The sequence below is a fragment of the Tsukamurella sp. 1534 genome (genome assembly GCF_000312385.1).
In the GTDB taxonomy this organism is placed as follows: Bacteria; Actinomycetota; Actinomycetes; order Mycobacteriales; family Mycobacteriaceae; genus Tsukamurella.
Genome location: NZ_HE997628.1, coordinates 461165 through 486608, shown reverse-complemented (window position 1 = coordinate 486608; position 25444 = coordinate 461165). Strand labels below are relative to the sequence as shown.

Below are 25444 nucleotides of genomic sequence, written 5' to 3'. Positions count from 1 at the left end.
CTCGGGACGGACTTAAAGGATGCCTTGATGCAACAGGAAGCATACCAGTACGTTCGGGGCATGGAATTGTCCACCAGGCAGCGGCGGACGCTCTCGGCGATCGTGGACACGTTCGCCCCGGGTGACGGTGTGGCGATCCCGTCGGCGAGCGACGTCCGCGCCGGTGACCTGGCCGTCTCGTACGCCGCGCGCAGCCCCCGCGACAGCGACGGTGGCACGCTCTCGCAGTCGCTCTCGTTGTTCGACAGCCGGGTGTTCTGCACCACGGTGCTGGGCACCCGCGGGCAACGCTTCGCGGACCTCCCGTTCGCCGATCGCGAGCGCATCCTGATCGACCTGTCGCGGTCGCGGTTCCCGCAGAAGCGGATGCTGTTCAAGCGGCTGCGGAACATCGCACTGCTCGCCTACTACACGGCCGCCGGCGCGGACGGAATGCACGGCCCCGGTGCCGAACTGATGGACGCCATCGGCTATCCGCGACAGCAGCCGCTGAAGAAGCCGCGCGGCCGGGCGATGCGGGCACTGCGTCCCCTGTCCCCCACCCGGTACGAGATCGACGCGGCCACGGCGTGCGACGTGGTGGTGGTCGGGTCGGGCGCGGGCGGCGCCGTCGCCGCGGCGCAGCTGGCCGAGGCGGGCCTCGACGTGGTGGTGCTGGAGAAGGGCGAGTACGCCCAGCTCAACGACATGGGCGGCACCGATCTGGACGGGCTCACCCACCTGTACTCCAGCAGCCCGTTCTGGTCCGAGAACGCGCAGTCGTACGTGCTGTCCGCGAGCTGCCTGGGCGGCGGCACGGTGACCAGCTACGGCGGCTACTTCCGCCCGTCCGAGGAGGTACGCGCCGACTGGGCCGAGCGGGGTATCGACACCGGGCCCGATTTCGACGCCGCGCTCGACACCGTGTGGCAGCGGGTGGGCGTCACGGACGCGTACAGCGCACCGTCGGCCCGGGATCAGCTGCTGGCCAAGGGGTGCGCCGAGCTCGGGATGGCGGTGCGCACCGTGGAACGCGCCGTGGACAACTGTGATCAAGGGGTCGAATGCGGGCGCTGCGCGCTGGGCTGCCGGATCGGCGCCAAGCACACGGCGGGACGCACGTGGCTGCGGGACGCCGAGAAGCGCGGCGCCCGGATCGTGACCGGCGCCGAGGCGCGGTCGATCGACGTGCAGTCCGGCCGGGCCCGCGGCGTGATCGCGCGGACCGCGGGCGGGTCCTGGCTCACCATCCGGTGCAGCGCCGTGGTGGTCGCCGCCGGCGCCTTCGAGACGCCGGCGCTACTGTCCCGCTCGGGGATCGGCGGAGCGCACGTGGGTAAGCATCTGCACCTGCACCCCGTCGCGACGGCGCTCGGCGTGTTCGGCGAGACCGTGATGCCGTGGCACGGGACCACCTCGGCGCGGTACAGCGACGCGCACGCGAACCTCGACGGAAACGGCTTCGGGGTGCACTACGAGACGGCGCCGCTGACGCCCGCGCTGGCTGCCAGCGCAGTGCCGTGGCGCAACGCCGCGGAGCACCTCAACGTGATGCGGCAGCTGCCCCACGTCTCCGTGCTGCGGGTCGCGGTCCGCGACCGCGGTGCCGGCGAGGTCGTGATGGACGCCTCGGGCGAACCGTCGGTCCGGTACGACCTCGCGGAGGCGGACCGCAACCACCTGCGCACGGGGGTCGACACCGCGGTGCGGATCCTCGAAGCCGCGGGCGCGCGGCGGATCTTCACGGGCCAGCAGCGCGGCGGCGACTACGTGCCGGGTGATCAGACGCTGCAGCGTTTCCTCTCGGAATCGCACTCCGCGGGATACGGCGTCGGCGAGATCGCCACCGGCTCCCTCGAGGGGATGAGTACCGCGCGGATGGCATCCTCCGCCAAGCGCGGGGTGGCCGACCCCGAGGGAGCCCTGTTCGACGCGCCCAACGTGGTGATCGCGGACGCGTCGATGCTGCCGTCGGCCGCCGGGGTGCACCCGATCGGCACGGTGCAGGCACTGGCGCTGCGCAACGCGCGCGCGCTGATCGCCCGCCTGGGCTGAGCTACTCCCCGCTCGACGGCTGCGCGGCCGCGGCGGCCCGGACCTGCGGGGCCAGCGTGGCCACCTTGCCGAGGACCCCGTTGAGGTAGGTCGGCGAATCGTCGGTGGACAGCTCCTTGGCGAGCTCCACCGCCTCGTCGACCACGACCGCCGGCGGCACGTCGGCGGCGTTGAACAGCTCCCACACGGCGATCCGCAGGATGGCGCGGTCGACCGCGGGCAGGCGCGCCAGGGTCCAGCCGGTCAGGTGCGACGTGATGACGGAGTCCAGCTGCTCGCCGTCCACGCCGACGCCGGTGACCAGTTCCGCGGTGTACTCGGACACGGGCGGCACCGCGGCGTCCTCGGCCGCGAGCGCGCGCCGCTCGTTCAGGAGGCCGTCGAGATCGGTGACGTCGCGGGCCTCGGCCTCGAAGAGGAGGTCGACGGCGCGCTTGCGCGCCTTGTGCCGGGCGCCCGACTTCTTCGGCCGCTTGTTCTCAGACTGCTCGGGCACTTAGGAGTTCACACGCCCCAGGTAGTTGCCGTCGCGGGTGTCGACCTTGAGCTTGTCGCCGGTGTTGATGAACAGCGGGACGTTGATCTCGGCGCCGGTCTCCAGCGTCGCGGGCTTGGTGCCGCCGGTGGAGCGGTCGCCCTGCAGGCCCGGATCGGTGTGCTGGACCTCGAACTCGGCCGAGACGGGGAGCTCGACGAACAGGGCTTCGCCCTCGTGCATCGAGATCTGGACCTGCATGTTCTCCAGCAGGAAGCGGGCGCCGTCGCCCACCTTCTCCTCGGGCAGGCCGATCTGGTCGAAGGTCTCGGCGTCCATGAAGACGTAGTCCGAACCGTCGTGGTACAGGTAGCTGAAGTCGCGGCGGTCGACGGTGGCGACCTCCACCTTGACGCCGGCGTTGAAGGTCTTGTCGACCGTCTTACCGGAGACGACGTTCTTCAGCTTGGTCCGCACGAAGGCGGGCCCCTTGCCCGGCTTGACGTGCTGGAACTCGATGATCTGCCAGAGCTGGCCCTCCTGGTTGAGGACCAGTCCGTTCTTGAAGTCAGCAGTCGATGCCACGGGTGTCAATTCTCCTAGAGTGCGATCAAGTCTTTGGTGGTGCGGGTCAGCAGTTCCGGCCCGTCGCCGCGGACCACGAGGGTGTCCTCGATCCGGACTCCACCGCGACCCGGGAGGTACACACCCGGCTCGACGGTGACCACAGCACCGTCGGACAGTGTACCGCTGCCGAGTTTCCCCAGCGTCGGGGCTTCGTGGATCTGCAACCCGACCCCGTGACCGAGGCCGTGCAGGAACTGCTCGCCGTACCCGGCGGCCTCGATGACGGCGCGGGCCGCACCGTCGACGGCGCGGACCTCCGCCCCGGGTGCGAGCGCCTCCCGGCCGGCCCGCTGGGCGGCGGCGACGACGCCGTAGACCTCGCGCTGCCACGGCGCGGGCTCGCCGAGCACGAAGGTCCGGGTCATGTCCGCGTGGTAGCCCTCGTACCGGGCGCCGAAATCGATCTTCACGAAGTCACCAGGGGCGAGGACGGCGCCCGCGGCGCGGTGGTGCGGCACCGCCGAGTTCGCGCCGGCGGCCACGATGGTGTCGAAGGCGACGGCCTCGGCGCCGAGCTCGTACATGAGGTTCTCGAGCCGGCGCGCGACCTGGGCCTCCGTCACACCGGGCCGGACGCCGCCCTCCTGGAGCAGCGCGGCCAGCGCGTCGTCGCTGATCGCGCAGGCGCGGGCCAGGAGCTCGATCTCGTGGGCGTCCTTGACCTCGCGGAGCGACTCCACGATGCGGGTGGTCGGCACCAGCTCGGGACCGGCGTCGCGTAGCCGGGCGTGGTCGGCGAAGCTCATGGCGGCGGCCTCGAAACCGACGGTGCCCGTGGCCCGCGCCAGCAGGGCGCTCGCCACGTCGCGCTCGATCACGGCGGTGAGATCGCCCGCCTGCTCCGCGACCTGGGTGAGGTACCGCCCGTCGGTCGCGACGGCGTCGTCGGCGGGGTCCGCGGCGATCAGGAGGGCGCCGTTGGAGCCGGTGAACCCCGACAGGTACCGGACGTTGTCGAGATCGGTGACCAGGAACGCGGACTGCTCGAGGCCGGCGCGGAGCGCGTCCCGGCGGGCTGCGTGGTCGATGGGCGAGGGCGTCACGGTTCCGGGCATGTCCTTCACCGTATCGCGGCCCGCCACCGGGTCACGGGATCGCGCGGGCCTCGACGGTGACCTCGTCCGCGACGGACAGCGTGCCCATCATCAAGGAGAACGGCTTGATGCCGAAGTCCGTCTGCCTCACCGGCACCACCGCGACGAGTGCGGGCGCCGGAACCGCGTCCTCGTAGTCGAGCGCGAACCCGCACGGGCGGGTCTGGCCGCACAGCGTCACACCGCCCTGCACGTGGAAGCCGTTCGCGGTCTGCTCGATCGAGGTGGAGCGGTACTCGATCTCCGGGAACGCCTTCACCTTGAGGGACTTGTGCGCGTTGGTGCGGGCGACGGCCCGTTCGGGCGCGCTGAGCGATGTGAGCCCGCCGTCGCTCGCCACGACGTCGAGTGACGCGGCCTCGACGACGACGGTGAGGGCCGTGGGCACGCCGTCCTCGACGACGGCCTCGGCGCGCCACGCCTTCGCCTCGAGGATCAGGCGGTGCCCCAGCCGCGCGGAGCGGCCCGCCACACCCGTACGCACCCGCAGGGTCGCGGAATCCTGGTCGTAGGTCCGGGTCTCGTTCACACGGTCGACGGTACCGCCGGAGCAGCCCGGCGGCAGCGCGCGTCAGGAGCGGTCGACGACGAAGACCGGGTAGCCGCCGGCCGCGGCGACGAGATCGGCGTCCGTGCTGTCGGCGGAGAGGCCCGGGAAGAACGCGCCGACCTCCCACGCCCATTTCCGGAGGTACGCCCGGAGTACGGGGACCTTGGCGGCCGGGTCCGTCAGCTCGGTCGCGGAGAAGGGCTCGACGGTGCGCCCCAGGCGCAGTTCGCCGCCGCCGGCGGCGCGCATGTTCCTGACCCACTGGGTCACGCCGCGGGCCGCGACGAGGTGGTCGACACCGTCGACGGTCAGGACGTTGACGGGGACCGTGCGCCACTCCCCCGAGCGGCGGCCGCGGACCGCGAGTTCGCGGGCGCCGTAGAGGGAGACGCCGCGACGGGCGAGCCGGGCGACGGCGCCGTTGACGAGCGTCGCGACCCGGCCGGGGCGGGTGCGGTCGGCGGGGCCGGCGGTCTGAGCGGTCATGATTCCTCCATTGTGAGCAGTGCTCTCGTTTCGAATCCATGCTCCGCCGATCGACGGCCATTGTCAAGAGCAGCGCTCTCGTTTCGGATCGGTGCCATACTCGATGGCATGAACGCCTCGCAGTCCGCCCGCGAACGCGCCCGCGCCGAGATCACCGCGGAGATCACCGCGAGCGCCCGCACACAGCTTCGCGACGTGGGCGCCGCGGCACTGTCCCTTCGCGCCGTCGCCCGCGACCTGGGGATGGCGTCGTCCGCCGTCTACCGCTACTTCCCCAGCCGGGACGCCTTGCTGACCGCGCTCATCACCGAGGCGTACACCGCACTCGGCGACGCGGTCGAGGGCGCGGACGCCTCGGGCGCGGCCCCGCGCGAGAGGTGGATCGCGGTCGGCCACGCCGTCCGCGACTGGGCCCGCACGCACCCGCACGAGTACACGCTTCTCTACGGCTCCCCCGTTCCCGGCTACCACGCGCCACCGGAGACCACCGCGGCCGCGATCCGGATATCGGGGACCTTCGCCCGCATCGCCGCCGCCGGGGACGGGGGCGCGCCCGCACCCTCCGGCGTCCTCGACGACCAACTGCGCGCGGTCGCCGAGGCGGTGGCGCCCGAGGCCGGCCACGCCCAGCTCGCACTGGGAGTGCTGGCGTGGACGCAGGTGTTCGGCGCCGTGACCTTCGAGCTGTTCGGGCAGTTCGCGAACACCCTCGAGCCCGCCGACGAGCTGTTCGCCTACACCCTGGACCGCACCGCGGACCTGTTGGGGCTCTAGCGGGTTCGGCGGCGGCGCGGAACCGGTCCGATCCGGTACTCGGCGCGGAAGCGGGCGAGGAGAAGGACCGCGCGGAGCGGGCCGAGCCCGGCGTCAACGGCGCGGAACATCTCCGTGGTTCGCAGCGGCGGGCGCACGGTCCAGGCGGCGGTGGCGGGCACCGCGCCCGCGTTCCACATCCGGTGAACGGTGCACGCGGGCACGTCGATCTCCTCGCCCTCGGTGAGGACGCGCCGCGCACCGTCGAGCTCGACGGTCAGTTCGCCACCGGTCACCCGGAACCGCTCGCTCTGTCGCGGGTGCCAGTGCCGCGGCGGCGGGCTTCCCGACGGCGCCCACGCCGAACACAGCTCCAGGGCCTCGGCGGTGCACGCACGTATCTCGACCGACTGCGAATCACTCAGCCTGAGAACGCTACCCGGCATGACTGCTCCCCCGCGGCGTCCCGCCGGATCAGGCGGGCGCCTCCTGCAGCGCGCGGACCTCGACGCGGCTGCGCAGCGCGCGCGACGCCTTCCGAGTCCATTCGATCGCGTCGTCGTCGTTGTCGGCCTCGATCACCCAGAACCCGCCGAGGTACTCGGACGCCTTGACGAACGGCCCGGGCGTGAACTCCGGGGTGTCCCCCGAGGCGTCCACCGTGGTCGCGGTCGACGGCGGCTGCAGGCCGCCCGCGAACACGAACGAGCCGGTGGACTGCAGTTCGGTGTTGAAGGCCTCGACATCGGCCATGAGAGCCTCCAGCTCCGCGGGATCGATGTCCTCCATGCTGATCTCCTCGGCGGAATCGTGAGGAAGGCTGAGGAAGTACTGCGTCATGACGGCTCCTTGGTTCGTGCTCCTGGTGGGGACGTTCGCCCTGATCAGAACGCTACGGAGGGCGCGACCGGGGCGCATCCGTCATCGTTACCTGGTTCCGGATCGGTGGCGTCCGGGGTCACCCGCGCCGAGAGCGCCCTGCTACTCGGCTCCCGCGACGACCGTGGCGAGCTCGGATCGCCCGGCGACGCCCAGCTTGGGGTACGCGTTGTAGAGGTGGTACCCCACGGTGCGGGGGCTGAGGTAGAGCTGGGCGGCGATCTCCTTGTTGGTGCGGCCGGCCGCGGCCAGGCGCACCACCTGCAGCTCCTGCGGGGTGAGCAGGTTGAGCGGCCCCACCGGCCGCCGTTCGGCACCGGATCCGCCGAGGGCCGCCAGCTCACCGCGGGCCCGTTCGGCCCAGAGTGCGGCGCCGAGGTCCTCGAACCCCGCGAGCGCGGCGCCGAGCAGCGCGGTCGCCTCGGTGCGGCGGCGCCGGCGGCGCAGCCACTGCCCGTACACCAGCCGGGTACGGGCGAGATCGTAGCGACCGGCCGCCCGCTCGTGCAGGCGGAGCGCCTCGCCGTAGGCCGCCTCCGCGGCGCCGGCGCCCGCCGCGTCGTCGCCGGCGAGCAGTGCGCGACAGCGGAGGGCGAGCCCCCGCGCGACGGGGCGGCAGACCGCGTCCGCCCACGTCTCGAACTCGGCCGCGAGGCCCGATACCCGTTGCTGCGCACTGCTTCGCGCCGCGGCCTCGACCAGATCGGGCACCGCGCGCATCACGACGTCGCGGCCGGCCGGACCGGTGCACACCGCCTCGAGGGCCGCGAGGGCGTCGTCGTACCGCCCTGCGGCGAGGTCGAGCATCCCGAGCCCCCACGCCCCGATGTCGGCGTTGACGCGGTGCCGGTCCCGCGCGTCGGGGAGCACTCTCTCCGCGAGTTCCCGGCACCGGTCCTCGTCGCCCGCGACGGCGAGCAACCACACCTCGATCGACCGGAGGGCCAGACTCTCGGTGCGGTTACCGAACTCCTCGCTGACGGCCACGCCCTCGGCGACGCACGCGCGGGCGTCCGCGAACTCACCGCGCAACAGCCTGGCCACCGCGAGCACGTTGAGGCAGTACGGGATCCATCCGAGCGCGCCCTCCTCCCGCACCCCGACCAGCATCTCCCCCACCGTGCCGACGACGTCGTCCTCGTCGGCGATGAGGAGGCCGCCGATCCCGGCCGTGATGGCGTGCGTCAGCTCGGCGTCGCCGCCGCGGGCCGACCCCTGGATCGCGCGCACCGGCCCGACCGCGACTCCGGGGCGGCCCTCGAACATGTCGTCCCACCCGATGAGTGCGCGGACCACCTCCGCCCACGGGGCCGGCGGGCCGAACTCCCGGAGCAACGCCCCCGCCCGGCCGAACAGGTCCCGCGCCGCGCCGTGCCGGGCTGCGTGCGCCGCCTCGTACAGCGCCAGCGCGGCCCGGTCGGGATCGCTGCGCAACACGGACTCCGCCACCTCGACGGTGAGCTCGGCGTCGGCGCGCGGGGAGACCCGTTCGTACGCCACCGCGCCGCGCGCGTAGATCGCATCGGCGCGGATCCCGGGATCCGCGCTGAGGGAGAGGGCCTCGGCCGCGAGGCGCTGGGCCCGATCCGGCCGGCCCGCGTCGAACGCCGCCTGCGCGGCGCGGGCGATCCGTGCGGCCCTGGGCTCCGTCTCCTCGCTGAGCCGAGCCGCCCTCTCGTACGCGACCGAGACGGCCATCGCTCCGCCGCGGTGCCGCGCGCGCTCCGCGACGGCGTCGAGCTCGGCGGCGACGGACTCGTCCGGAGTCGGCGTCGCGGCGACGAGGTGCCACACCCGGCGGTCGGTGCCGGCGGCGCCCACCCGGGCGTAGGCGCGGTGCACGTCGAGGCGGTGCGGCAGCGGTTCGCCCCGGTACGCGGCGGCCCGCACGAGGGGGTGCCGGAAGTCGATGCGGTCGCCGACGTGCACCAGGCCCGCGCTCTCCGCGGGCGCCAGGTCCGCCACGGTGCCGCCCAGGTCCGCCATGACCCGCAGTATCAGGGACAGCGGCGCCGCCGAATCCGCGGCGGCCACGAGCAGCGCGCGGCGCGCGGGTTCGGGCAGGGCCGCGATCTGCCTGCGGAACACCTCCTGCACCCGCAGCGGGACGGGCAGGGTACCCACCGGCCCCACCGGATCGGCATGCGAGGGATCGTCCGACTCCGCCGACAGCGATCCGAGTTCTTTGAGTGCCAACGGATTTCCCGCCGACTCGTGCAGCACCCGGGCTCGGAGTCCCGCGTCGATCCCCGGGGCGTGCAGCGCGAGCACCCGCGCCGCGTCCCGCGCGCCGAGCGGCGCCACCGGCACGGTGTCGAGGCCCGGTGTCTCGAACGGCATCGACGTCTCCCGCACTGCGAAGAGCACGGCGATGGGGTCGTCGCCGAACCGGCGCGCCGCGAACAGGAGCGCCTCCACCGAACCGCGGTCCACCCACTGCAGATCGTCCACGACGCATAGCAGCGGCGCGTCCTCGGCCAGGTCCGCCAGCAGCGCCAGCGTGCACGCGGCGATCAGGAACCGGTTCGCCGCGCCGCCCTCGGCCATGCCGAAGGCGCCGCGCAGGGCCGCCGCCTGCGGGCCCGGAATCGAGTCCAGGCGACCCACGTGCGGGAGCAGCAACTGATGCAGGCCGCCGTAGAGCAAGTCCGAATCGGATTCGACTCCCGCCGCACGGATCACCCGCATGCCGTCCCGGGCCGCGACCGCGGCGGCGTGATCGAGCAACGCGGACTTGCCTATTCCGGGCTCGCCGCGCAGCACGAGGGCACCACCGTGTTCGGCGCGCGCATCGGCGAGGAGACCTTCGATCCGCGCGCGCTCGTCGTCCCGGCCGATCAGCGACACGGGAACAACCCTATCCGGGCGAGGCCTACAGGAGGACGGCTCCGTCGGGCGGGGTGCCGTCCTTCGCGACGGCGGAGTACGCGGCCACGAGCAGCGACGGGTCCGGCGCCTCGAGGCGGCCGGGGCGAGCGAGGCCGTCGAGCACCACGAACCGCAGCATCCCGGCGCGGTTCTTCTTGTCCTTGCCCATGTACTCCATGAGCTGGCTGAAGGCGTCGGCGTCGTAGCTGGTGGGCAGCCCGACGGATTCGAGCACGCGACGGTGCCGGTCCGCGGTCTCGTCGTCGAGCCGCCCGGCGAGGCGGCCGAGTTCGGCGGCGTAGACGAGGCCGACGGAGACGGCGGCGCCGTGGCGCCAGCGGTACCGCTCGCGCCGCTCCAGGGCGTGGGCCAGTGTGTGCCCGTAGTTGAGGATCTCCCGCAGCGACGATTCCTTGAGGTCCGCGGACACCACCTGTGCCTTCACCTCGATGGAACGGCGCACCAGTTCGGGCAGCACGTCGCCCGTGGGATCGAGCGCGGCCCGCGGATCCTTCTCGATCAGGTCCAGGATCACCGGATCGGCGATGAATCCGGTCTTGATGACCTCGGCCATTCCGGCGACGATCTCGTTGGGCGGCACCGTCTCCAGCGTCGCGAGGTCGACCACCACGGCGCGCGGCTCGTGGAACGAGCCCACCAGGTTCTTGCCCGCATCGGTGTTGATGCCGGTCTTGCCGCCGACCGCGGCGTCCACCATCGCGAGCAGCGTGGTGGGGACGTGCACCACGGGCACACCGCGCATCCAGGTCGCGGCGACGAAACCGGTGACATCGGTCGCGGCGCCGCCGCCCAGGCTGTAGATCACGTCCTGGCGGCTCAGGCCGATCCGGCCGAGCACCTCCCAGCAGAATCCCGCCACGGCGAGGTCCTTGCCCTTCTCGGCGTCCGGGATCTCGATGCGGTGCGCGTCGATCCCCTTGTCCGCCAGCGCCTGCCGCAACACCTCGGCCGTCTCCCCCAGCGTCGGCTGGTAGAAGATCGCAGCCCGGGTGGCGTCGCCCGCCTGGGCGACCACGTCGTCGAGCAGGCCGCGCCCGATCAGCACCTCGTACGGGCTGCCGGCGTTCACGGCGACCTTGACGGGCTCCGTCGCCTCGGGGGTGTCGTGGCTCATGGGCTACTCCGATCGGTTCTTGGCGGAATTGCGGAGGACGGCGGGCAGCTTCGGCCAGGGGCCGCGCCGCTCCCGGCCCGGGGCGGTGTCCTTCAGGCGCCGCTGCACCTGACGGACCACGGACGACGGTGCGCGTCCCACGGTGGAGACGCGGATCGTCGCGAGTTCACGATAGATCGGGGTGCGGCGGGCCATCAGGGCCCGGTACGCCGCCTCGGGATCGTCGCCCTTGAGGAGCGGGCGCGACGAACCGACGGTGCGCCGGATGCCCTCGTCCTCGGTGAGTTCCAGGTACACGACCTGGTACCGGCGCAGCAGCGAGCGCGTCGACTCGGACAGCACCGCGCCGCCGCCCAGGGAGACGATGCCGGCGTGGTGCGTGACCACGTCCTCGATCACCCGCTCCTCGATCGCGCGGAACGCGGGCTCGCCGTCCCCGGCGAAGATCTCCGGGATCGAGCGCGCCTCGCGGCGCTCGATCTCCTCGTCGACGTCGAGGAACTCCACCCGCAGCGCCTTCGCGAGCCGACGACCGATGGTGGTCTTGCCCGCACCCGGCGGCCCGATCAAGATGGCGGCCGGCCCCTGCGCCGCCACCTCCGCGGGCCGGGGCGTCATCAGATCGCCTCGGGTGTCACCCGCTGCAACCGCGCCGACACCTGCTCGGAGTACCGCTCGATGTTGCTGCGCGTCTCGGCCAGGCTGTCGCCGCCGAACTTCTCCAGCGCGGCCTGCGCGACGACGAGCGCCACCATCGCCTCGGCGACCACGCCCGCCGCGGGCACCGCGCAGACGTCGCTGCGCTGGTGGATCGCGACAGCCTCGGTGCCGGTCTGCATGTCGATCGTGCGGAGCGCGCGGGGCACGGTGGAGATCGGCTTCATCGCCACGCGCACCCGCAGCTCCTCGCCGTTCGTCATGCCGCCCTCGACGCCGCCCGCGCGGTTCGTCGATCGCAGCACGCCGCCGCGATCGGGCAGCATCTCGTCGTGGGCCTGGCTGCCACGGCGGCGCGCGGTCTCGAAACCGTCGCCCACCTCGACGCCCTTGATCGCCTGGATACCCATGAGCGCACCCGCGAGGCGCGCATCGAGGCGGCTGTCCCCGGAGGTGACGGAGCCGATGCCCACGGGCAGCCCCGTGACCACGACCTCGACCACGCCGCCCAGCGTGTCGCCGTCCTTCTTGGCGGCCTCGATCTCGGCGATCATCGACTCCTCGGCGGCCTCCCCGAAGGCCCGGACCGGGGACTCGTCGATCCGCGCGAGATCGTCGCCCGACGGGGTCGGGCCCGAATAGGGCTCGGACGCGCCGATGGAGATGACATGACTGATCACCTCGGCGCCGAAGGCCTGGCGGAGGAAGTTGCGGGCGACGGTGCCGCAGGCCACGCGGGCGGCCGTCTCCCGGGCGCTGGCGCGCTCCAGGACGGGGCGGGCGTCCTCGAAGCCGTACTTGAGCATGCCCGCGTAGTCGGCGTGGCCGGGCCGGGGGCGGGTGAGCGGGGCGTTGCGGGCCGCGCCCTCGAGCTCCGCGGGGTCAACGGGGTCGGCCGACATGACCTGCTCCCACTTCGGCCACTCGGTGTTCCCGATCTCGACGGCCACCGGTCCGGCGAGGGTGCGCCCGTGCCGCACGCCGCCGAGGATGGTGACCTTGTCGGCCTCGAACTTCATGCGGGCACCGCGGCCGTAGCCGAGGCGACGCCGCGCCAACTGGGCGGCGATGTCCGACGACGTGACCTCGACACCCGCCACCATGCCCTCGATGAGGGCCACCAGGGCGGGGCCGTGCGATTCTCCTGCGGTGATCCAGCGCAACACGCGTTTCATCATCCCAGATCGACCCTCCCGACCGTGAGTTCGGGTAGCCGAAACTTCAGTCGCCGGGTATGGTGAACCCCATGACCGTGATGGCCTCATCTTCGACTTCCGCCGACCGCTCCCCCGCGGACCGGCGCACCGTCGACGTGTTCGGCATCGGCTGGCCCCTGTACAAGGCCGAGGCCCTGGTCGCCGCGCTCGTCGTCCTGGTGCTCGGCGTGCTGCTGACCGGCGCCGTGGGCGGCGCGTCCTTCGCGCCCGCGATCCTCGCCGCCGCCGGCTCCGGCGTCGTGGTCTGGTGGGCGGCGCGCGCCCTGCACTCCCGCGTGTAGCACGGCCCGGCGGTTGCCCGCCCGTTCCCCGCGGCAGTACCGTCGAAGAACCCGGCGGTCCTCGTGAGCGCCGCCGACGCTCCCGCCGGTCCGCCCGTGGCGACACGGACGAGAGCGGAGGTGCGCGATGGGCTTCTCATCCCTCCTCGGCGAGCCGTCCACCTCCCCCGTCCCCACCGACGGCGCGGGGCGGTTTCCGGCCCCCTTCGCCGATCTCGGACTCGACCGGCTGGTAGCAGCGGTCAGCCGCGAGGATCCCGAGATCGTCCCGCTCTTCCACGCACCGGCGTCCTCGCCGGCGGCCGCGCGCTACCGGCAGGACCTCTGCCGCGCACTCCGCGGCGACCCCCGGCTCACGGGCCGGCTGCGGCGGTTCTGCGCGACGATGGCCGAGATGCGCGAGGCCCGGGCCAACGCGGCACGGCTCACGCTCCGCCCCGAGAGCGACGCGTGGGCCCTGCACGCGGCGCGGCGCTACCTTGCCGCCATCGCCGGGCTCCGTTCGGCCCTCGCCGAAACCGTTGCGCCCGCCACCGCCCTGCGGGACCTGCGCGAGCACCTCGACCGGCTGGCCGGGTCGCCCGGGCACCGGGCGCTGGAGGGCGACGCGGCCGCGGCGGCCGAACTGCTGGACCGCGTCGAGTACACGGTCCGCATCAAGAACTCCGACGTCCGCGTGGGCCGCTACCACGGCGAGCCGGACTACGGCGCCGAGGTGGCCGCGGTGTTCGACCGGTTCCGGGTGGACGAGGGCGGCCGCCGCGCGGAGGAACCGCCGGTGCGCCCCGGTCTCGACGGCATCGACGCCGCGATCCTCGACCACGTCACGGCGCTGTTCCCGGAGGCCTTCCGCGCCCTCGCCCGGTTCCGCACCGAGCACGCCGAGGACCGCGATCCGGTGCCCGCGCAGGTCGATCTGGAGATCCGCTGGTACCTTGCCTACCTGGACTTCGTGGCCGCGATGGAGGCGGCCGGCCTGCCGTTCACACTCCCCACCATCGCCGAGCGGCCGATTCTCCACGTCCAGAACACGTTCGACGTCGCGATGGCGATGGACCTGGCCCGGCGGGGAGAACGCGTGGTGGGCAACGACCTGCTGCTGGGCGACGACGAACGCGTGCTCGTCCTCACCGGGCCCAACCACGGAGGGAAGACCGCACTGGCCCGCGCCTTCGGGCAGGTCCACCACCTCGCGGCGCTCGGCCTGCCGATCCCGGGCACCGACGCAGAGATCGGGCTCTTCGACGCGCTGTACACCCGGTTCGAGCGTCCCGAGTCGGCCGACGATCGGCTCGGACGGCTCGAGGAGGACATCGAGGGGATGCGCGGGATCCTCACAACGGCCACGGACCGGAGCGTGGTGGTGATGAACGAGACGTTCTCCTCCACCTCGCTCGAGGACGGCATCCGGCTGGGCACCGCGGTCGTCCGCCGGTTGCTGGAGACGGGATCGAGATGCGTGTACGTCACGTTCGTCGACGAGATCGCGACGATCGGCCCCGGCGTGGTGAGCATGACCGCCGACGTGCCGGACGACCCGTCCGAGCGCACCTACCGGGTGCGTCGCGGGCCGCCCCGCGGCCTCGCCCACGCGGACGCGCTCGCGCGCAGGCACGGCCTCGATCCCGCCACGCTGAGCCGGAGGATCGCATCGTGAGGACCCGGCTGCTGTACCGCGACGCGGACCTGCGCGAACACCCGCCCGCACCCGCCCGCTCCGAGGAGCTGCGGCGCAATCTGGGGCTGGACCGGCTGCTTCCGGTGATGGCCGGCGGCGACGACACGGTGTACCGGGTCGCGGAGTCGATGCTGCTCGGCGACGTCGCCTCCGACGACGACATCCGGTACCGGCACGCGGTACTGCGGGACTGCCTCGCCAATCCGGACCGGGTCGCCGAGTTGCGCGCGATCGCGTCCCGCGCCGTGGAACGCGAGCGCCACAACTACTTCGGTCTGTTCACCCGGGCGACGCCGGACAAGGTGCTGTACCGGTCCCTCGACGTCCTGGACATGTTCCTCGAGGCCTTCATCGACCTGCGTGCGGCGTGCGACCGCTCCCGCGGCAGGTTCTCCTCCGAGGGTTTCGACGCGTTCTTCTCCTGCGTCGCAGAGGAACTCGGCGACGACTATCTCACGTCGGTGCGCACCCACCTCAAGGAGCTCCGGTTCGCCAAGGGCGAGCTGATCAGTGTGCGGCTCGGCCCCGGGGCGCACGGAACGGGCCACGTGCTCCGCCATCCCGAGCACGCCGGGTGGCGGAAGCTGCGCGCCAGGGACGGCGGGATCGACGTGGACACCGGCGATCCCGCGTCCGCGGAGGCCCTGACGATGCTCGCGGGCCGCGGCATCCGCACCGCCGCGGACGCCGTCGCGCAGGCGGCGGAACACGTGGCCGGCTACTTCCGCACGATCGCCGACGAGTTGGGCTTCTACACGGGCGTCATGAACCTCCTAGCCGCCCTCGACGCCCGCGGGGCGCCCTGGTGCCTGCCGGAGCCGTCGTCGCGGGGCCTGGTGTGCCGCGGCGCGTATCACCCCGTCCTCGCCCTGCAGTCTCGAGACCCCGTCGTGGGGAACGACATCGACGGCGAGGGCACATCGGTCACGATGATCACCGGCGCCAACCACGGCGGGAAGACCACGCTGCTCCGCAGCGTGGGCGTGGCGCAGTTGATGCTGCGCTGCGGGATGCCCGTGGCCGCCCGTGAGTACCGCGGGCCCGTCCACCCCCAGGTGCTCACCCACTTCGGGGGCGAGGAGAGGGGCGGCGGCGACACCGCGGGCCGCCTCGAGGAGGAACTGATCAGGATGAGCGCGATCGCCGACGTGATCCGCCCCGGCGCGTTGCTGCTCTGCAACGAATCCCTCGCCTCGACCAACGAGCGCGAGGGGGCGGCGCTCGCGCGGCGGATCGTCGAGACGATGCGGGACGCCGGCGTCACCGTGATCTACGTGACCCACATGTACGAGCTGTCGCGAGGCCTCGCGGAGGCCGGCGATCCGCGCCACGCCTTCCTCCGCGCGGAGCGGCTCGCCACCGGCGACCGCACGTTCCGGGTGCTGCCGGGCGCGCCGCTCCCCACCAGCCACGGCGAGGACCTGTATCAGCGGATCTTCGGGACCGCCGCCGGCGTCTGACGGGCACCGCCTCGGCGTCCGTCAGGTCAAGCAGTGCGGACCGAGGAGCGCCTTGAGGTCGCCCATCAGCGACGACGACGGGTTCACCCGGAGCTCGTCGGCGAGCTTGAGCGTGGTGCTCTGCCCCTCCCCGTCGCCGGTCACCAGCTTGACGTGCACGTCGGACACCCCGGGGTGGCGCTGCAGGACCTGCTTGAGCGCGGTCACCTTGTCCTGCGTGCAGATCCGGGTGGGCATCGTGAGCGCGAGCGGCTTGGCCACGCCGATCTGCGACAGGTCGATCTGCGCGATGTCGTTCGCGATCAGTGTCACCTTGTCGTCGCGGAAGTTCACCCGCGCCTTGATGAGCACCACCGCGTCCTCGACGACCTCCGCGCCGTACGCCGCGTAGGCCTGCGGGAAGAAGAACACCTCGATACCACCGGAGAGGTCCTCGATCTGCGCGGACGCGAACGGGGCGCCGTTCTTGTTCACGCGCCGGTTCACCGACTGCAGGATGCCGCCGACGGTCACCTGGGTGCCGTCCTTGACGTCACCCTCCACGATCGCGGGGATGGCCGTGTCGGTCTGCGCGGCGATGACGTGCTCGATGCCGTCCAACGGGTGCGCAGAGACGTACAGGCCAAGCATCTCGCGTTCGAGCGCGAGCTTGTGCTTGCCGTCCCACTCCTCGTCGGGGACCTTGATGGTGAAGACGTCGTCGATGGGCTCGGCGCCGCCGTCCTCCTCGCCCATGGAGCCGAACAGGTCGAACTGGCCGACGGCCTCGGCCTTCTTGGTGGACAGCACCGATTCGATGGCGTCGCTGTGCACCAGGAACAGGCCCTTGCGCGGGTGCTCCAGCGAGTCGAAACCGCCCGCCTTGATGAGGGATTCGGTGACCTTCTTGGAGCAGGCCGCCACCTCGATCTTGGCGAGGTAGTCCGAGAAGGACGCGAAGTTGCCCTTCTCGTTCCGGGTGGCGACGATCGAATTGACCACGCCCTCACCGACGTTGCGCACCGAACCCATACCGAACCGGATGTCCTCCCCCACCGAGGTGAAGGCGTGGAAGGACTCATTGACATCCGGCGGGAGCACCGTGATGCCGAGGCGGCGGCAGTCGCCGAGGTAGATGGCGGCCTTGTCCTTGTCGTCACCGACCGACGTGAGCAGCGCGGCCATGTATTCGGCCGGGTAGTTCGCCTTGAGGTACGCCGTCCAGTACGACACCAGGCCGTACGCGGCGGCGTGCGACTTGTTGAACGCGTAACCGGCGAACGGGAGGATCGTCTCCCACAGCGCATCGATCGCGGCCTTCTCGAAACCGTTGTCCAGCATGCCCTTCTCGAAGCCCTCGAACTCCTTCGCCAGGACCTCGGCCTTCTTCTTACCCATCGCGCGGCGCAGGATGTCTGCGCGGCCGAGGCTGTACCCGGCCACCTTCTGCGCGATCTGCATGATCTGCTCCTGGTACACGATCAGTCCGAACGTGTCCGCCAGGATCTCCTTGAGCGGCTCCTCGAGCTGCGGGTGGATCGGCTTGACCTGCTGCCGGTTGTTCTTGCGATCGGCGTAGTCGTTGTGCGCGTTCATGCCCATCGGGCCGGGGCGGTACAGGGCGCCAACGGCGACGATGTCCTCGAACGCGGTGGGCTGCATGCGGCGCAGGAGGTCCCGCATGGGGCCGCCGTCGAGCTGGAACACGCCCAGCGTGTTGCCCTTCTGGAGCAGCTTGTACGTGGTCTCGTCGTCGAGCGGGACCTCGTCCATGTCCAGGTCGATGCCCCGGTTGTGCTTGATGTTCTCCAGCGCGTCACCGATCACCGTGAGGTTGCGCAGGCCCAGGAAGTCCATCTTCAGCAGGCCGATGGCCTCACACGACGGGTAGTCCCACCCGGTGATGATCGCGCCGTCCTGCGCGCGCTTCCACACCGGGATCGCATCGGTCAGCGGATCACACGACATGATCACCGCGCAGGCGTGCACGCCGGCGTTGCGGATCAGGCCCTCGAGTCCGAGCGCCATGTCGTAGATCTTCTTGACGTCGGGATCGGTGTCGATCAGCTGCCGGACCTCGACGGCCTCCTTGTACCGCTCGTGCTCCGGATCGGTGATGCCCTTGACCGAGATGTCCTTGGCCATGATCGGCGGCGGCAGCGCCTTGGTGATCCGGTCCGCGATCGAGTAGCCGGGCTGGCCGTAGATGACGCGGGCGGCGTCCTTGATGGCCGCCTTGGTCTTGATGGTGCCGAAGGTGATGACCTGAGCGACCTTGTCGCTGCCCCACTTCTCCGACGCGTAGGTGATCATCTCCCCGCGCCGGCGATCATCGAAGTCGATATCGATATCGGGCATCGACACGCGCTCGGGGTTGAGGAACCGCTCGAACAGCAGCCCGTGCGGGATCGGGTCGATGTTGGTGATGCCCAGCGCGTACGCCACCAGCGAGCCGGCGGCAGAACCACGGCCGGGCCCCACCCGGATCCCCACCTCGTGCGCGTGCGCGATGAGGTCGCCGACCACCAGGAAGTAGGCCGGGAAGCCCATCTCGTTGATCACCGACAGCTCGTACTTCGCGCGCTCCACGTACTCCTGCGGCGCCCCCTCCGGGAAGCGGCGCTCCAGGCCCGCCATCACCTCGGACTCCAGGAAGGACTCCTGGCTGTGCTCGGCCGGCACCGGGAACCGCGGCATCCGGTCCTTGTGCTCCCACACCTCGGCGTAGGACTGCACCCGCTCGCCGATCTCCACCGTCGCATCGCACGCACCCGGCACCTGCGAATCCCACAGCGCCCGCATCTCGTCGGCCGACTTCAGGTAGTACCCGTCGCCGTCGAACTGGAACCGCGTCGGATCCGAGAGGGTCTTACCGGTCTGGATGCACAGCAGCGCGCCGTGCGAATCCGCCTTGTCCTTCGTGACGTAATGACAGTCGTTGGTGGCCAGCGGCGTGATCCCCAGCTTGCGGCCGATGTCCAACAGGCCCTCGCGGACCCGGCGCTCGATGTCGATGCCGTGGTCCATCAACTCCAGGTAGAAGTTGTCCTTACCGAAGATCTCCTGCCACTTCGCCGCCGCGGCCACAGCCTCGTCGAACTGGCCCAGCCGCAGCCGGGTCTGCACCTCGCCCGACGGGCAGCCGGTGGTCGCGATGATGCCCTCGGCGTGCTCGGCGATGATCTCCGCGTCCATCCGCGACCACTTGCCCAGCTGGCCCTCGATCGATGCCAGCGACGACAGGGTGAACAGGTTCCGCAGGCCCGTCGCGTTCTCCGCCACCATCGTCATGTGCGTGTACGCACCCGAACCGGACACATCGTCCGACTTCTGCGACGGATCGCCCCATTTGACGCGCTTGGTGTTGAACCGGGACTCCGGCGCGATGTACGCCTCGATCCCGATGATCGGCTTGATCTCGTACTTCACCGCGGTGTTGTAGAAGTCCGACGCGCCGAACATGTTGCCGTGGTCGGACATGCCCACCGCGGTCATCCCCAACCGCTTCGCCTCCGCGAACAACGGGTCGACCTTCGCCGCCCCGTCCAGCATCGAGTACTCCGTGTGGTTGTGCAGATGCACGAACGATCCGGCCACGTCAATCACTTCCGATAGGGAATCTCATCGCTGTCATTAAGCAGTGTAGGCCCCTCCGCCGACAGGTCCGTGGCGATCGCTATCCGAACGCGATGACCAGGACCAACAGGACCAGAGCCAGCACCGCCACGCCGACCAGCCCGAGCACCGTCGGCGATATCCCGCCCGCCGGAGCGGGACGTCTCTGCTGGTGCGGGGCCTGCGGGGCGCGCGGCGTGGCGCCCGACGGCACACCCGCACCGTACTGCGGCTGGGGCATCGCACCCGAGGGCGGGGCCTGCCGCGCCACGGGGTAACCGGGGCGGTACGCCTGCCCGCGGATCCCGGGCGCGACGGTGCGCTGCCCGGGAACTCCGGGACGCCCGGCGCCGGCGGGCGGCTGCGGGCCCGACGGGTGTCCCGGGCCCGGGACGTATCCGGGCCGGGCCTGGGCCGGCGGCGGTACGCCGGGGCCGGGGGGCGGGACCTGCCTGGGCACCGGCCTGCCCGCGGGCGCCGTCATCGCGGACCGCAGTGCGTTGCTGAACTCCTTGCAGGTCGCGAACCGCTCGCCGGGCGTCTTGGCCAGGCCCCGGGCCACGACGGCGTCGACCGCGGGCGGCACGCCGGCGCGGATCTGCGAGATGCGGGGCGGCGCGGCGTTGAAGTGCGCGTCGATCACGGCGTCGGTGCTGGCGCCGGAGTACGGGACCTTGCCGGTGACCAGGTGGAAGAACGTGGCCGCGAGCGAGTACTGGTCCGACCGCGGGTCGAGGTCCTCGCCGCAGAGTTGCTCGGGCGAGGCGTACGCGAGCGTCGCGAGGACCGTGCCCACGGCCGTGAGCTGCGAGGCGTCGTCGCCGCCCTTGGCGACGCCGAAGTCGGTGAGCAGGGCGCGACGGTCGTCGTCGCCGTCGTCGTCGGCGGTGACCAGGATGTTCGCGGGCTTGATGTCGCGGTGCAACAGCCCCGCCTTGTGCGCGCGGTCGAGGCCGCGGCCGATCTGCCCGATGATCTGCACCGCCGTCGCCGGGTCCAGGCCGCCCTGGGCGCGCTTGAGCAGCACGGCGCAATCGTCGCCCTCGACGTACTGCATGGCGATCCACAGCAGCGGGCCCTCGCTGCCGCGGTTGTAGATGGTGACGATGTTGGGGTGATCCAGCCGCGCCGCGAGCTCGGCCTCGCGCAGGAACCGCTTGCGGAAGCCGTCGTCGCCCGAGTAGCTCGCGCCGAGCACCTTGAGCGCGTCGTACCGCGGCAGCTCGGGGTGCTTGGCCAGGTAGACCGAGCCCATGCCGCCGGTGCCGAGCCGCCGCTCGATCCGGTAGCCGCCGATCACCGTGCCCGGCGCGAGTTCGTCCTTCATCAGCGTCGCATCTGCCCGTTCATCGTCCGATTCATCCGGCCCTCAGCCTAGCGTGCACACTTGGCCGCTCCTTGGCAACGACCTGCGGCCCGTCGGATCCGCCCGTCAGATCTCGACGCCCTCGAACTGCGCACGGTACAGCGACGCGTAGTGGCCGCCCGCCGCCAGCAGCTCCTCGTGCGAGCCCTGTTCGACGATCCGCCCGTGGTCCATCACGACGATGACGTCCGCATCGCGGATCGTCGAGAGCCGGTGGGCGATCACGAAACTCGTGCGATCCGCGCGCAGGGCGTGCATGGCGCGCTGCAGCAGCACCTCGGTGCGGGTGTCCACCGAACTGGTCGCCTCGTCGAGGATGAGGATGGCCGGTTCGGCGAGGAACGCGCGGGCGATGGTGATCAGCTGCCGCTCGCCGGCCGACACGCTGCCGGACTCGTCGTCGAGGACCGTGTCGTAACCGTCGGGCAGGGACCGGACGAACCGGTCGACGTACGTCGCCGTCGCGGCGGCGACCACCTCCTCGTCGGTCGCGTCCAGGCGCCCGTACCGGATGTTCTCGGCGATCGTCCCCTCGAACAGCCAGGTGTCCTGCAGCACCATGCCGATCCGCCGGCGCAGGTCCGCGCGGGAGACCTCCGCGATGTCGGTGCCGTCGATGGTGATCCGGCCACCACTGAGCTCGTAGAACCGCATGATGAGGTTGACCAGCGTGGTCTTTCCCGCCCCGGTGTGACCGACGACGGCGACGGTGCGGCCCGGCTCCGCCACGAGGTCCAGATCCTCGATGAGCGGCTCCTCGGGCTTGTACCCGAAGCGCACGCCCTCGAACGCGACGCGCCCCCGGGTGGGGGTGGGCAGCGCGCCGGGCAGGTCCCGCACCTCGTCCTCGGCGTCGAGGACCGCGAACACGCGCTCCGCGGACGCCACGCCCGACTGGAGCAGGTTCACCATCGACGCCATCTGGGTGAGGGGCTGGGTGAACTGCCGCGAGTACTGGATGAACGCGATCACGTCGCCCAGGCTCATCGAGCCCGAGGCCACGCGGAGCCCGCCTACCACGCAGATGGCGACGTACTGCAGGTTGCCCACGAACATCGAGATCGGCATGACGAGGCCGGAGAGGAACTGCGCCTTGTAGGCGGACTCCATGAGCGCCTCGTTCTCCGCGGCGAACCGGGCGCGGACGGCGTCCCGTCGACCGAAGACGGTGACCAGGTCGTGCCCCGAGAAGGCCTCCTCGACCTGGGCGTTGAGCGCGCCCGTGTGCTTCCACTGGCCCACGAACTGCTTCTGGCTGCGCTTCATGATCTGCCCGGTGAGGACGACGATGAGCGGGATCACGATGATCGCGACCAGGGTGAGCACTGGCGAGACGACGAGCATCATCACCAGCACGCCGATCACCGTGAACGCGGACACGATGAGCTGCCCCAGGGCCTGGGTGAGCGACTGGCCGAGGTTGTCGATGTCGTTGGTGACGCGGGAGAGCAGCTCACCCCGGGGCTGCCGGTCGAAGTAGCTCAGCGGCAGCCGGTTCAGCTTCTCCTCGACCTGCCGGCGCAGCTCGTACATCACCTTCTGCACCGCGCCGTTGAGCAGGTAGCCCTGGGCGAACTGCAGCAGCGAACTGCCGGCGTAGAGCCCGACCACCCACAGCAGGATCGTGCCGACCCGGTCGAAGTCGATGCCGGGCCCGCCGCGCAGCGAGCCGAGGAAGCCGTCGTAGACGGCGTCGACGGCGGTGCCGATCACCTTGGGCGCCACGACCGCCGCGACCACCGAGCCGACGGCGAGGAGCACCGCGGCCACGACCGTCGAGCGCTGGGTGCGCAGCATCCCGATGAGCCGCTTGAGGGACGGCCAGAAGGTCATGGGCTTCTGCTGCGGCGATCCCGCCATCGCCGCGCGCGCTCCGGGGCCCGTCATGCCGCACTCGATTCCGTCGCCTGGCTGTTGGCGATCTCCTGATACGTGGGACAGGCGGCGAGGAGCTCGTCGTGCGTGCCCAGCCCGACGACCTCGCCGCCGTCCAGGACGACGATGCGATCGGCGCCGGAGATCGTCGAGATGCGCTGCGCCACCACGAACACGGTGGCGTCCACGGTGTGCGGCGCGAGCGCGGCCCGCAGCCGCGCGTCGGTCGCGAGGTCGAGCGCGGAGAAGCTGTCGTCGAAGAGGTAGATCGCGGGGCGCGCGACCAGGGCCCGCGCGATCGCGAGCCGTTGCCGCTGGCCGCCGGAGACGTTCGTGCCGCCCTGCGCGACGGGGGCGTCGAGGCCGCCCATCTCGGCCACGAAATCGGCGGCCTGCGCGATCTCGAGGGCCTGCCGCAACTGCTCCTCCGTGGCGTCGGGGTCGCCGTAGCGGAGGTTGTCGGCGACGGTGCCGGTGAACAGGTACGGCCGCTGCGGCACCAGGCCGATGTGACCCCACAGCGCCTCGGGCCGCAGGTCCTCGATCCGCACCCCGTCGTAGCGGAGCGCGCCGCCCGTGGTGTCGAAGAGCCGGGCCAGCAGGTTGATCAGCGTGGTCTTGCCCGCGCCCGTGGAACCGATGATCGCCACGGTCTCCCCCGGCCGGGCGGAGAAGGTGACGTCACGGAGCACGGGCTTCTCGGCACCGGGATAGGTGAGCTCGACGCGGTCGAGGTCCACGACGCCGGTGATGGCGCGCAACGGATCCGGATCCGCCGGCGGCGCGACGGTGGTCTCGGTGCCGAGCACCTCGGTGATGCGGTCGGCGGCCACCGAGGCGCGCGGAACCATCATCACCATGAACGTGGCCATCATTACCGACATGAGGATCTGCATCATGTACTGCATGTAGGCGGTGACGGAGCCGATCTGCGCGGAGCCGTCGGCGACGAGGTGCGAGCCGAACCACCACACGGCGACCGTGGACAGGTTGAGCACCAGCATGACCCACGGGAACATCACCGCCATCAGGCGCATCACGCGCACCGACGCCGCGGTGAGCGACGCGTTGGCGTCCTCGAAGCGGTCCCGCTCCACCGGCTCGCGGACGAAGGCCCGGATCACCCGCACGCCCGAGAGCTGCTCACGCAGAACCCGATTGACACCGTCGAGCCGGGCCTGCACCACACGGAAGCCGGGGATCATCTGCGAGATGACGATGCCCAGCACCACGCCGAGGAGGGGCACCGCCACGACCATGAGCCAGGACAGGCGGGCGTTCTCGCGGAGCGCCATGACCACGCCGCCGACGGCCATGATCGGCGCCTGCAGCATCATCGCCAGGGTCATCATCACGAGCAACTGGATCTGCTGCACGTCGTTGGTGGTGCGCGTGATGAGCGACGCCGCACCGAATCTCGCCACCTCGCGACCGGAGAACCCGCCGACCGTGTCGAACAGGGCGGCGCGGGTGTCGCGGCCGAACGCCATGGACGCCCGGGCGCCGAAGTAGGTTGCGCCGCCGGCCGCGACGGCCTGCGCCAGCGTGACCGCGAGCATGACCCCGCCCATCCGCCAGATGTAGCCGGTGTCGCCCGGGGTGACGCCCAGGTCGATGATCTTCGCGTTGATGCTGGGCAGCGCGAGATTCGCGATGACGCTGACGAGTTGGACGGCGGCGATGATCCACAGCCACGTCCGGTACGGCCGCAGGGTGGCGGCGACGAGTCGGAGGAGGTTCACGGGCTGGTCCTGTCCTGGTGGGCTGAGCGAGCGGGGCGGGCGGCGATCCCGTCGAGCAGGACGTCGACGATGCGGTGCGGCGCGAGGATCGCGCCCTCGCTGATGTGCGGGTGGCTGCCCGAGAAGGTGAGGAGGCGGATCAGGTGGATCGCCTCGTCGGGCGGGACCGAGAGCTGATCGGCGTCCTCCCCGATGACGCGGCGGAGCCGGGCGGCGATGGCCGGTGCGCCCTTCTCGGCGCGGCGCCGGGCGTCCTCGCGCATGTGCGGCGGGGCCACGAGGCCGAGCGCCGCCATCAGCGCGAACACCTGCTGGAACCGGGCCTGCACGATCTCGGTGAACCGGTAGAGCCGTTCGCGCAGGGGAAGTCCCGGATCGATGGCGTCGATCCGGGCGAGCAGGTCGTCCGGCGAGAAGGACTTGTTCATGACCGCGTCGAGCAGCTCCTCCTTGGAGTCGAAGACGCGGAAGATGGTGCCCTCCGCGACGCCCGCCTGCTGCGCGATCTGCCGGGTCGTGGGGATCGTGCCGTGTTCGAGCAGCGCGTCGCGGGTGGCGTCGATCAGCGCCGCACGGCGCTCCTCGGGAGGCAGGTGCGGCGCGCGGGTACGGACTTCGTCGCCACGGGGCACGAGAGCGAGGGTAGCGAAATGAGCGGGCACTCACAACTGGT

At 71.6% G+C, this 25444-nt stretch carries 21 protein-coding genes; 5 read left to right on the top strand and 16 right to left on the bottom strand.

Annotated elements, in window-relative coordinates:
* Positions 1-27: 27 nt before the first annotated feature.
* The gene (locus BN39_RS20375; RefSeq protein WP_081586215.1) at positions 28-2034 is read left to right on the top strand and encodes an FAD-dependent oxidoreductase; all 2007 of its coding nucleotides are present in this window, start codon (positions 28-30) and stop codon (positions 2032-2034) included.
* A gap of 1 nt (position 2035) precedes the next feature.
* Here BN39_RS20375 and nusB read toward each other — a convergent pair whose 3' ends face one another.
* Genes nusB through BN39_RS20350 form a run of 5 tightly spaced genes read right to left on the bottom strand, consistent with a single transcriptional unit; the run spans position 2036 to position 5266 of the window.
* Entirely contained in the window at positions 2036-2530 is a 495-nt protein-coding gene (nusB, locus tag BN39_RS20370; RefSeq protein WP_019204298.1) for a transcription antitermination factor NusB, read from the bottom strand.
* Complete coding sequence (gene efp, locus BN39_RS20365; RefSeq protein WP_019204297.1) at positions 2531-3094, bottom strand: elongation factor P; 564 nt, start codon at positions 3092-3094, stop codon at positions 2531-2533.
* 14 nt (positions 3095-3108) lie between these two features.
* Complete coding sequence (locus BN39_RS20360) at positions 3109-4191, bottom strand: Xaa-Pro peptidase family protein (protein ID WP_051159096.1); 1083 nt, start codon at positions 4189-4191, stop codon at positions 3109-3111.
* 31 nt (positions 4192-4222) lie between these two features.
* Positions 4223-4759, bottom strand: coding sequence for a YceI family protein (locus tag BN39_RS20355; protein WP_019204295.1), 537 nt, complete (start codon positions 4757-4759; stop codon positions 4223-4225).
* A 42-nt stretch (positions 4760-4801) separates the two neighbouring features.
* Positions 4802-5266, bottom strand: a complete 465-nt coding sequence (locus BN39_RS20350; protein ID WP_019204294.1) for a nitroreductase/quinone reductase family protein — start codon at positions 5264-5266, stop codon at positions 4802-4804.
* Positions 5267-5374: 108 nt separating this feature from the next.
* Here BN39_RS20350 and BN39_RS20345 point away from each other — a divergent pair, with 108 nt between their 5' ends.
* On the top strand, positions 5375-6040 hold the full coding sequence (locus tag BN39_RS20345; RefSeq protein ID WP_019204293.1) for a TetR/AcrR family transcriptional regulator: 666 nt from the start codon (positions 5375-5377) through the stop codon (positions 6038-6040).
* Here BN39_RS20345 and BN39_RS22480 read toward each other — a convergent pair.
* The 6 genes from BN39_RS22480 to aroC all read right to left on the bottom strand — a co-directional run bounded on the left by BN39_RS22480 (position 6037) and on the right by aroC (position 12724).
* Positions 6037-6465: a cupin domain-containing protein gene (locus BN39_RS22480; protein ID WP_081586213.1), complete on the bottom strand. Its 429-nt coding sequence runs from the start codon at positions 6463-6465 to the stop codon at positions 6037-6039. The two genes, BN39_RS20345 and BN39_RS22480, sit on opposite strands and share 4 nt — an antisense overlap.
* A 28-nt stretch (positions 6466-6493) precedes the next feature.
* On the bottom strand, positions 6494-6859 hold the full coding sequence (locus BN39_RS20335; RefSeq protein WP_019204291.1) for a YciI family protein: 366 nt from the start codon (positions 6857-6859) through the stop codon (positions 6494-6496).
* A 141-nt stretch (positions 6860-7000) separates the two neighbouring features.
* On the bottom strand, positions 7001-9745 hold the full coding sequence (locus BN39_RS20330) for a LuxR family transcriptional regulator (RefSeq protein WP_019204290.1): 2745 nt from the start codon (positions 9743-9745) through the stop codon (positions 7001-7003).
* 25 nt (positions 9746-9770) lie between these two features.
* Positions 9771-10901 (bottom strand): 3-dehydroquinate synthase, encoded by a 1131-nt coding sequence (gene aroB / locus BN39_RS20325; protein WP_019204289.1) that lies wholly within the window; start codon positions 10899-10901, stop codon positions 9771-9773.
* A 3-nt stretch (positions 10902-10904) separates the two neighbouring features.
* On the bottom strand, positions 10905-11519 hold the full coding sequence (locus BN39_RS20320) for a shikimate kinase (protein WP_019204288.1): 615 nt from the start codon (positions 11517-11519) through the stop codon (positions 10905-10907).
* Positions 11519-12724: a chorismate synthase gene (gene aroC, locus BN39_RS20315; protein WP_040768979.1), complete on the bottom strand. Its 1206-nt coding sequence runs from the start codon at positions 12722-12724 to the stop codon at positions 11519-11521. The genes BN39_RS20320 and aroC overlap by 1 nt, the downstream gene beginning before the upstream one ends.
* An 80-nt stretch (positions 12725-12804) precedes the next feature.
* On the opposite strand from aroC, the gene BN39_RS20310 reads away from it, so the two are divergent.
* The 3 genes from BN39_RS20310 to BN39_RS20300 all read left to right on the top strand — a co-directional run bounded on the left by BN39_RS20310 (position 12805) and on the right by BN39_RS20300 (position 16194).
* On the top strand, positions 12805-13056 hold the full coding sequence (locus BN39_RS20310) for a hypothetical protein (protein ID WP_081586238.1): 252 nt from the start codon (positions 12805-12807) through the stop codon (positions 13054-13056).
* A 127-nt stretch (positions 13057-13183) separates the two neighbouring features.
* Positions 13184-14713 carry a hypothetical protein gene (locus BN39_RS20305; protein ID WP_019204285.1) on the top strand — a complete coding sequence of 510 codons (1530 nt, stop codon included), beginning with the start codon at positions 13184-13186 and terminating at the stop codon, positions 14711-14713.
* Positions 14710-16194 carry a hypothetical protein gene (locus BN39_RS20300; RefSeq protein WP_019204284.1) on the top strand — a complete coding sequence of 495 codons (1485 nt, stop codon included), beginning with the start codon at positions 14710-14712 and terminating at the stop codon, positions 16192-16194. The genes BN39_RS20305 and BN39_RS20300 overlap by 4 nt, the downstream gene beginning before the upstream one ends.
* Before the next feature lie 21 nt (positions 16195-16215).
* Here BN39_RS20300 and dnaE read toward each other — a convergent pair whose 3' ends face one another.
* From dnaE to BN39_RS22475, 5 genes are all read right to left on the bottom strand, one after another.
* The gene (gene dnaE / locus BN39_RS20295; RefSeq protein ID WP_019204283.1) at positions 16216-19770 is read right to left on the bottom strand and encodes a DNA polymerase III subunit alpha; all 3555 of its coding nucleotides are present in this window, start codon (positions 19768-19770) and stop codon (positions 16216-16218) included.
* 79 nt (positions 19771-19849) lie between these two features.
* Complete coding sequence (locus BN39_RS20290) at positions 19850-21115, bottom strand: serine/threonine-protein kinase (protein WP_019204282.1); 1266 nt, start codon at positions 21113-21115, stop codon at positions 19850-19852.
* 105 nt (positions 21116-21220) lie between these two features.
* Positions 21221-23041, bottom strand: a complete 1821-nt coding sequence (locus BN39_RS20285; protein WP_019204281.1) for an ABC transporter ATP-binding protein — start codon at positions 23039-23041, stop codon at positions 21221-21223.
* Complete coding sequence (locus BN39_RS20280) at positions 23038-24771, bottom strand: ABC transporter ATP-binding protein (protein WP_019204280.1); 1734 nt, start codon at positions 24769-24771, stop codon at positions 23038-23040. The genes BN39_RS20285 and BN39_RS20280 overlap by 4 nt, the downstream gene beginning before the upstream one ends.
* The gene (locus tag BN39_RS22475; protein WP_019204279.1) at positions 24768-25403 is read right to left on the bottom strand and encodes a TetR/AcrR family transcriptional regulator; all 636 of its coding nucleotides are present in this window, start codon (positions 25401-25403) and stop codon (positions 24768-24770) included. The genes BN39_RS20280 and BN39_RS22475 overlap by 4 nt, the downstream gene beginning before the upstream one ends.
* Positions 25404-25444: the final 41 nt, after the last annotated feature.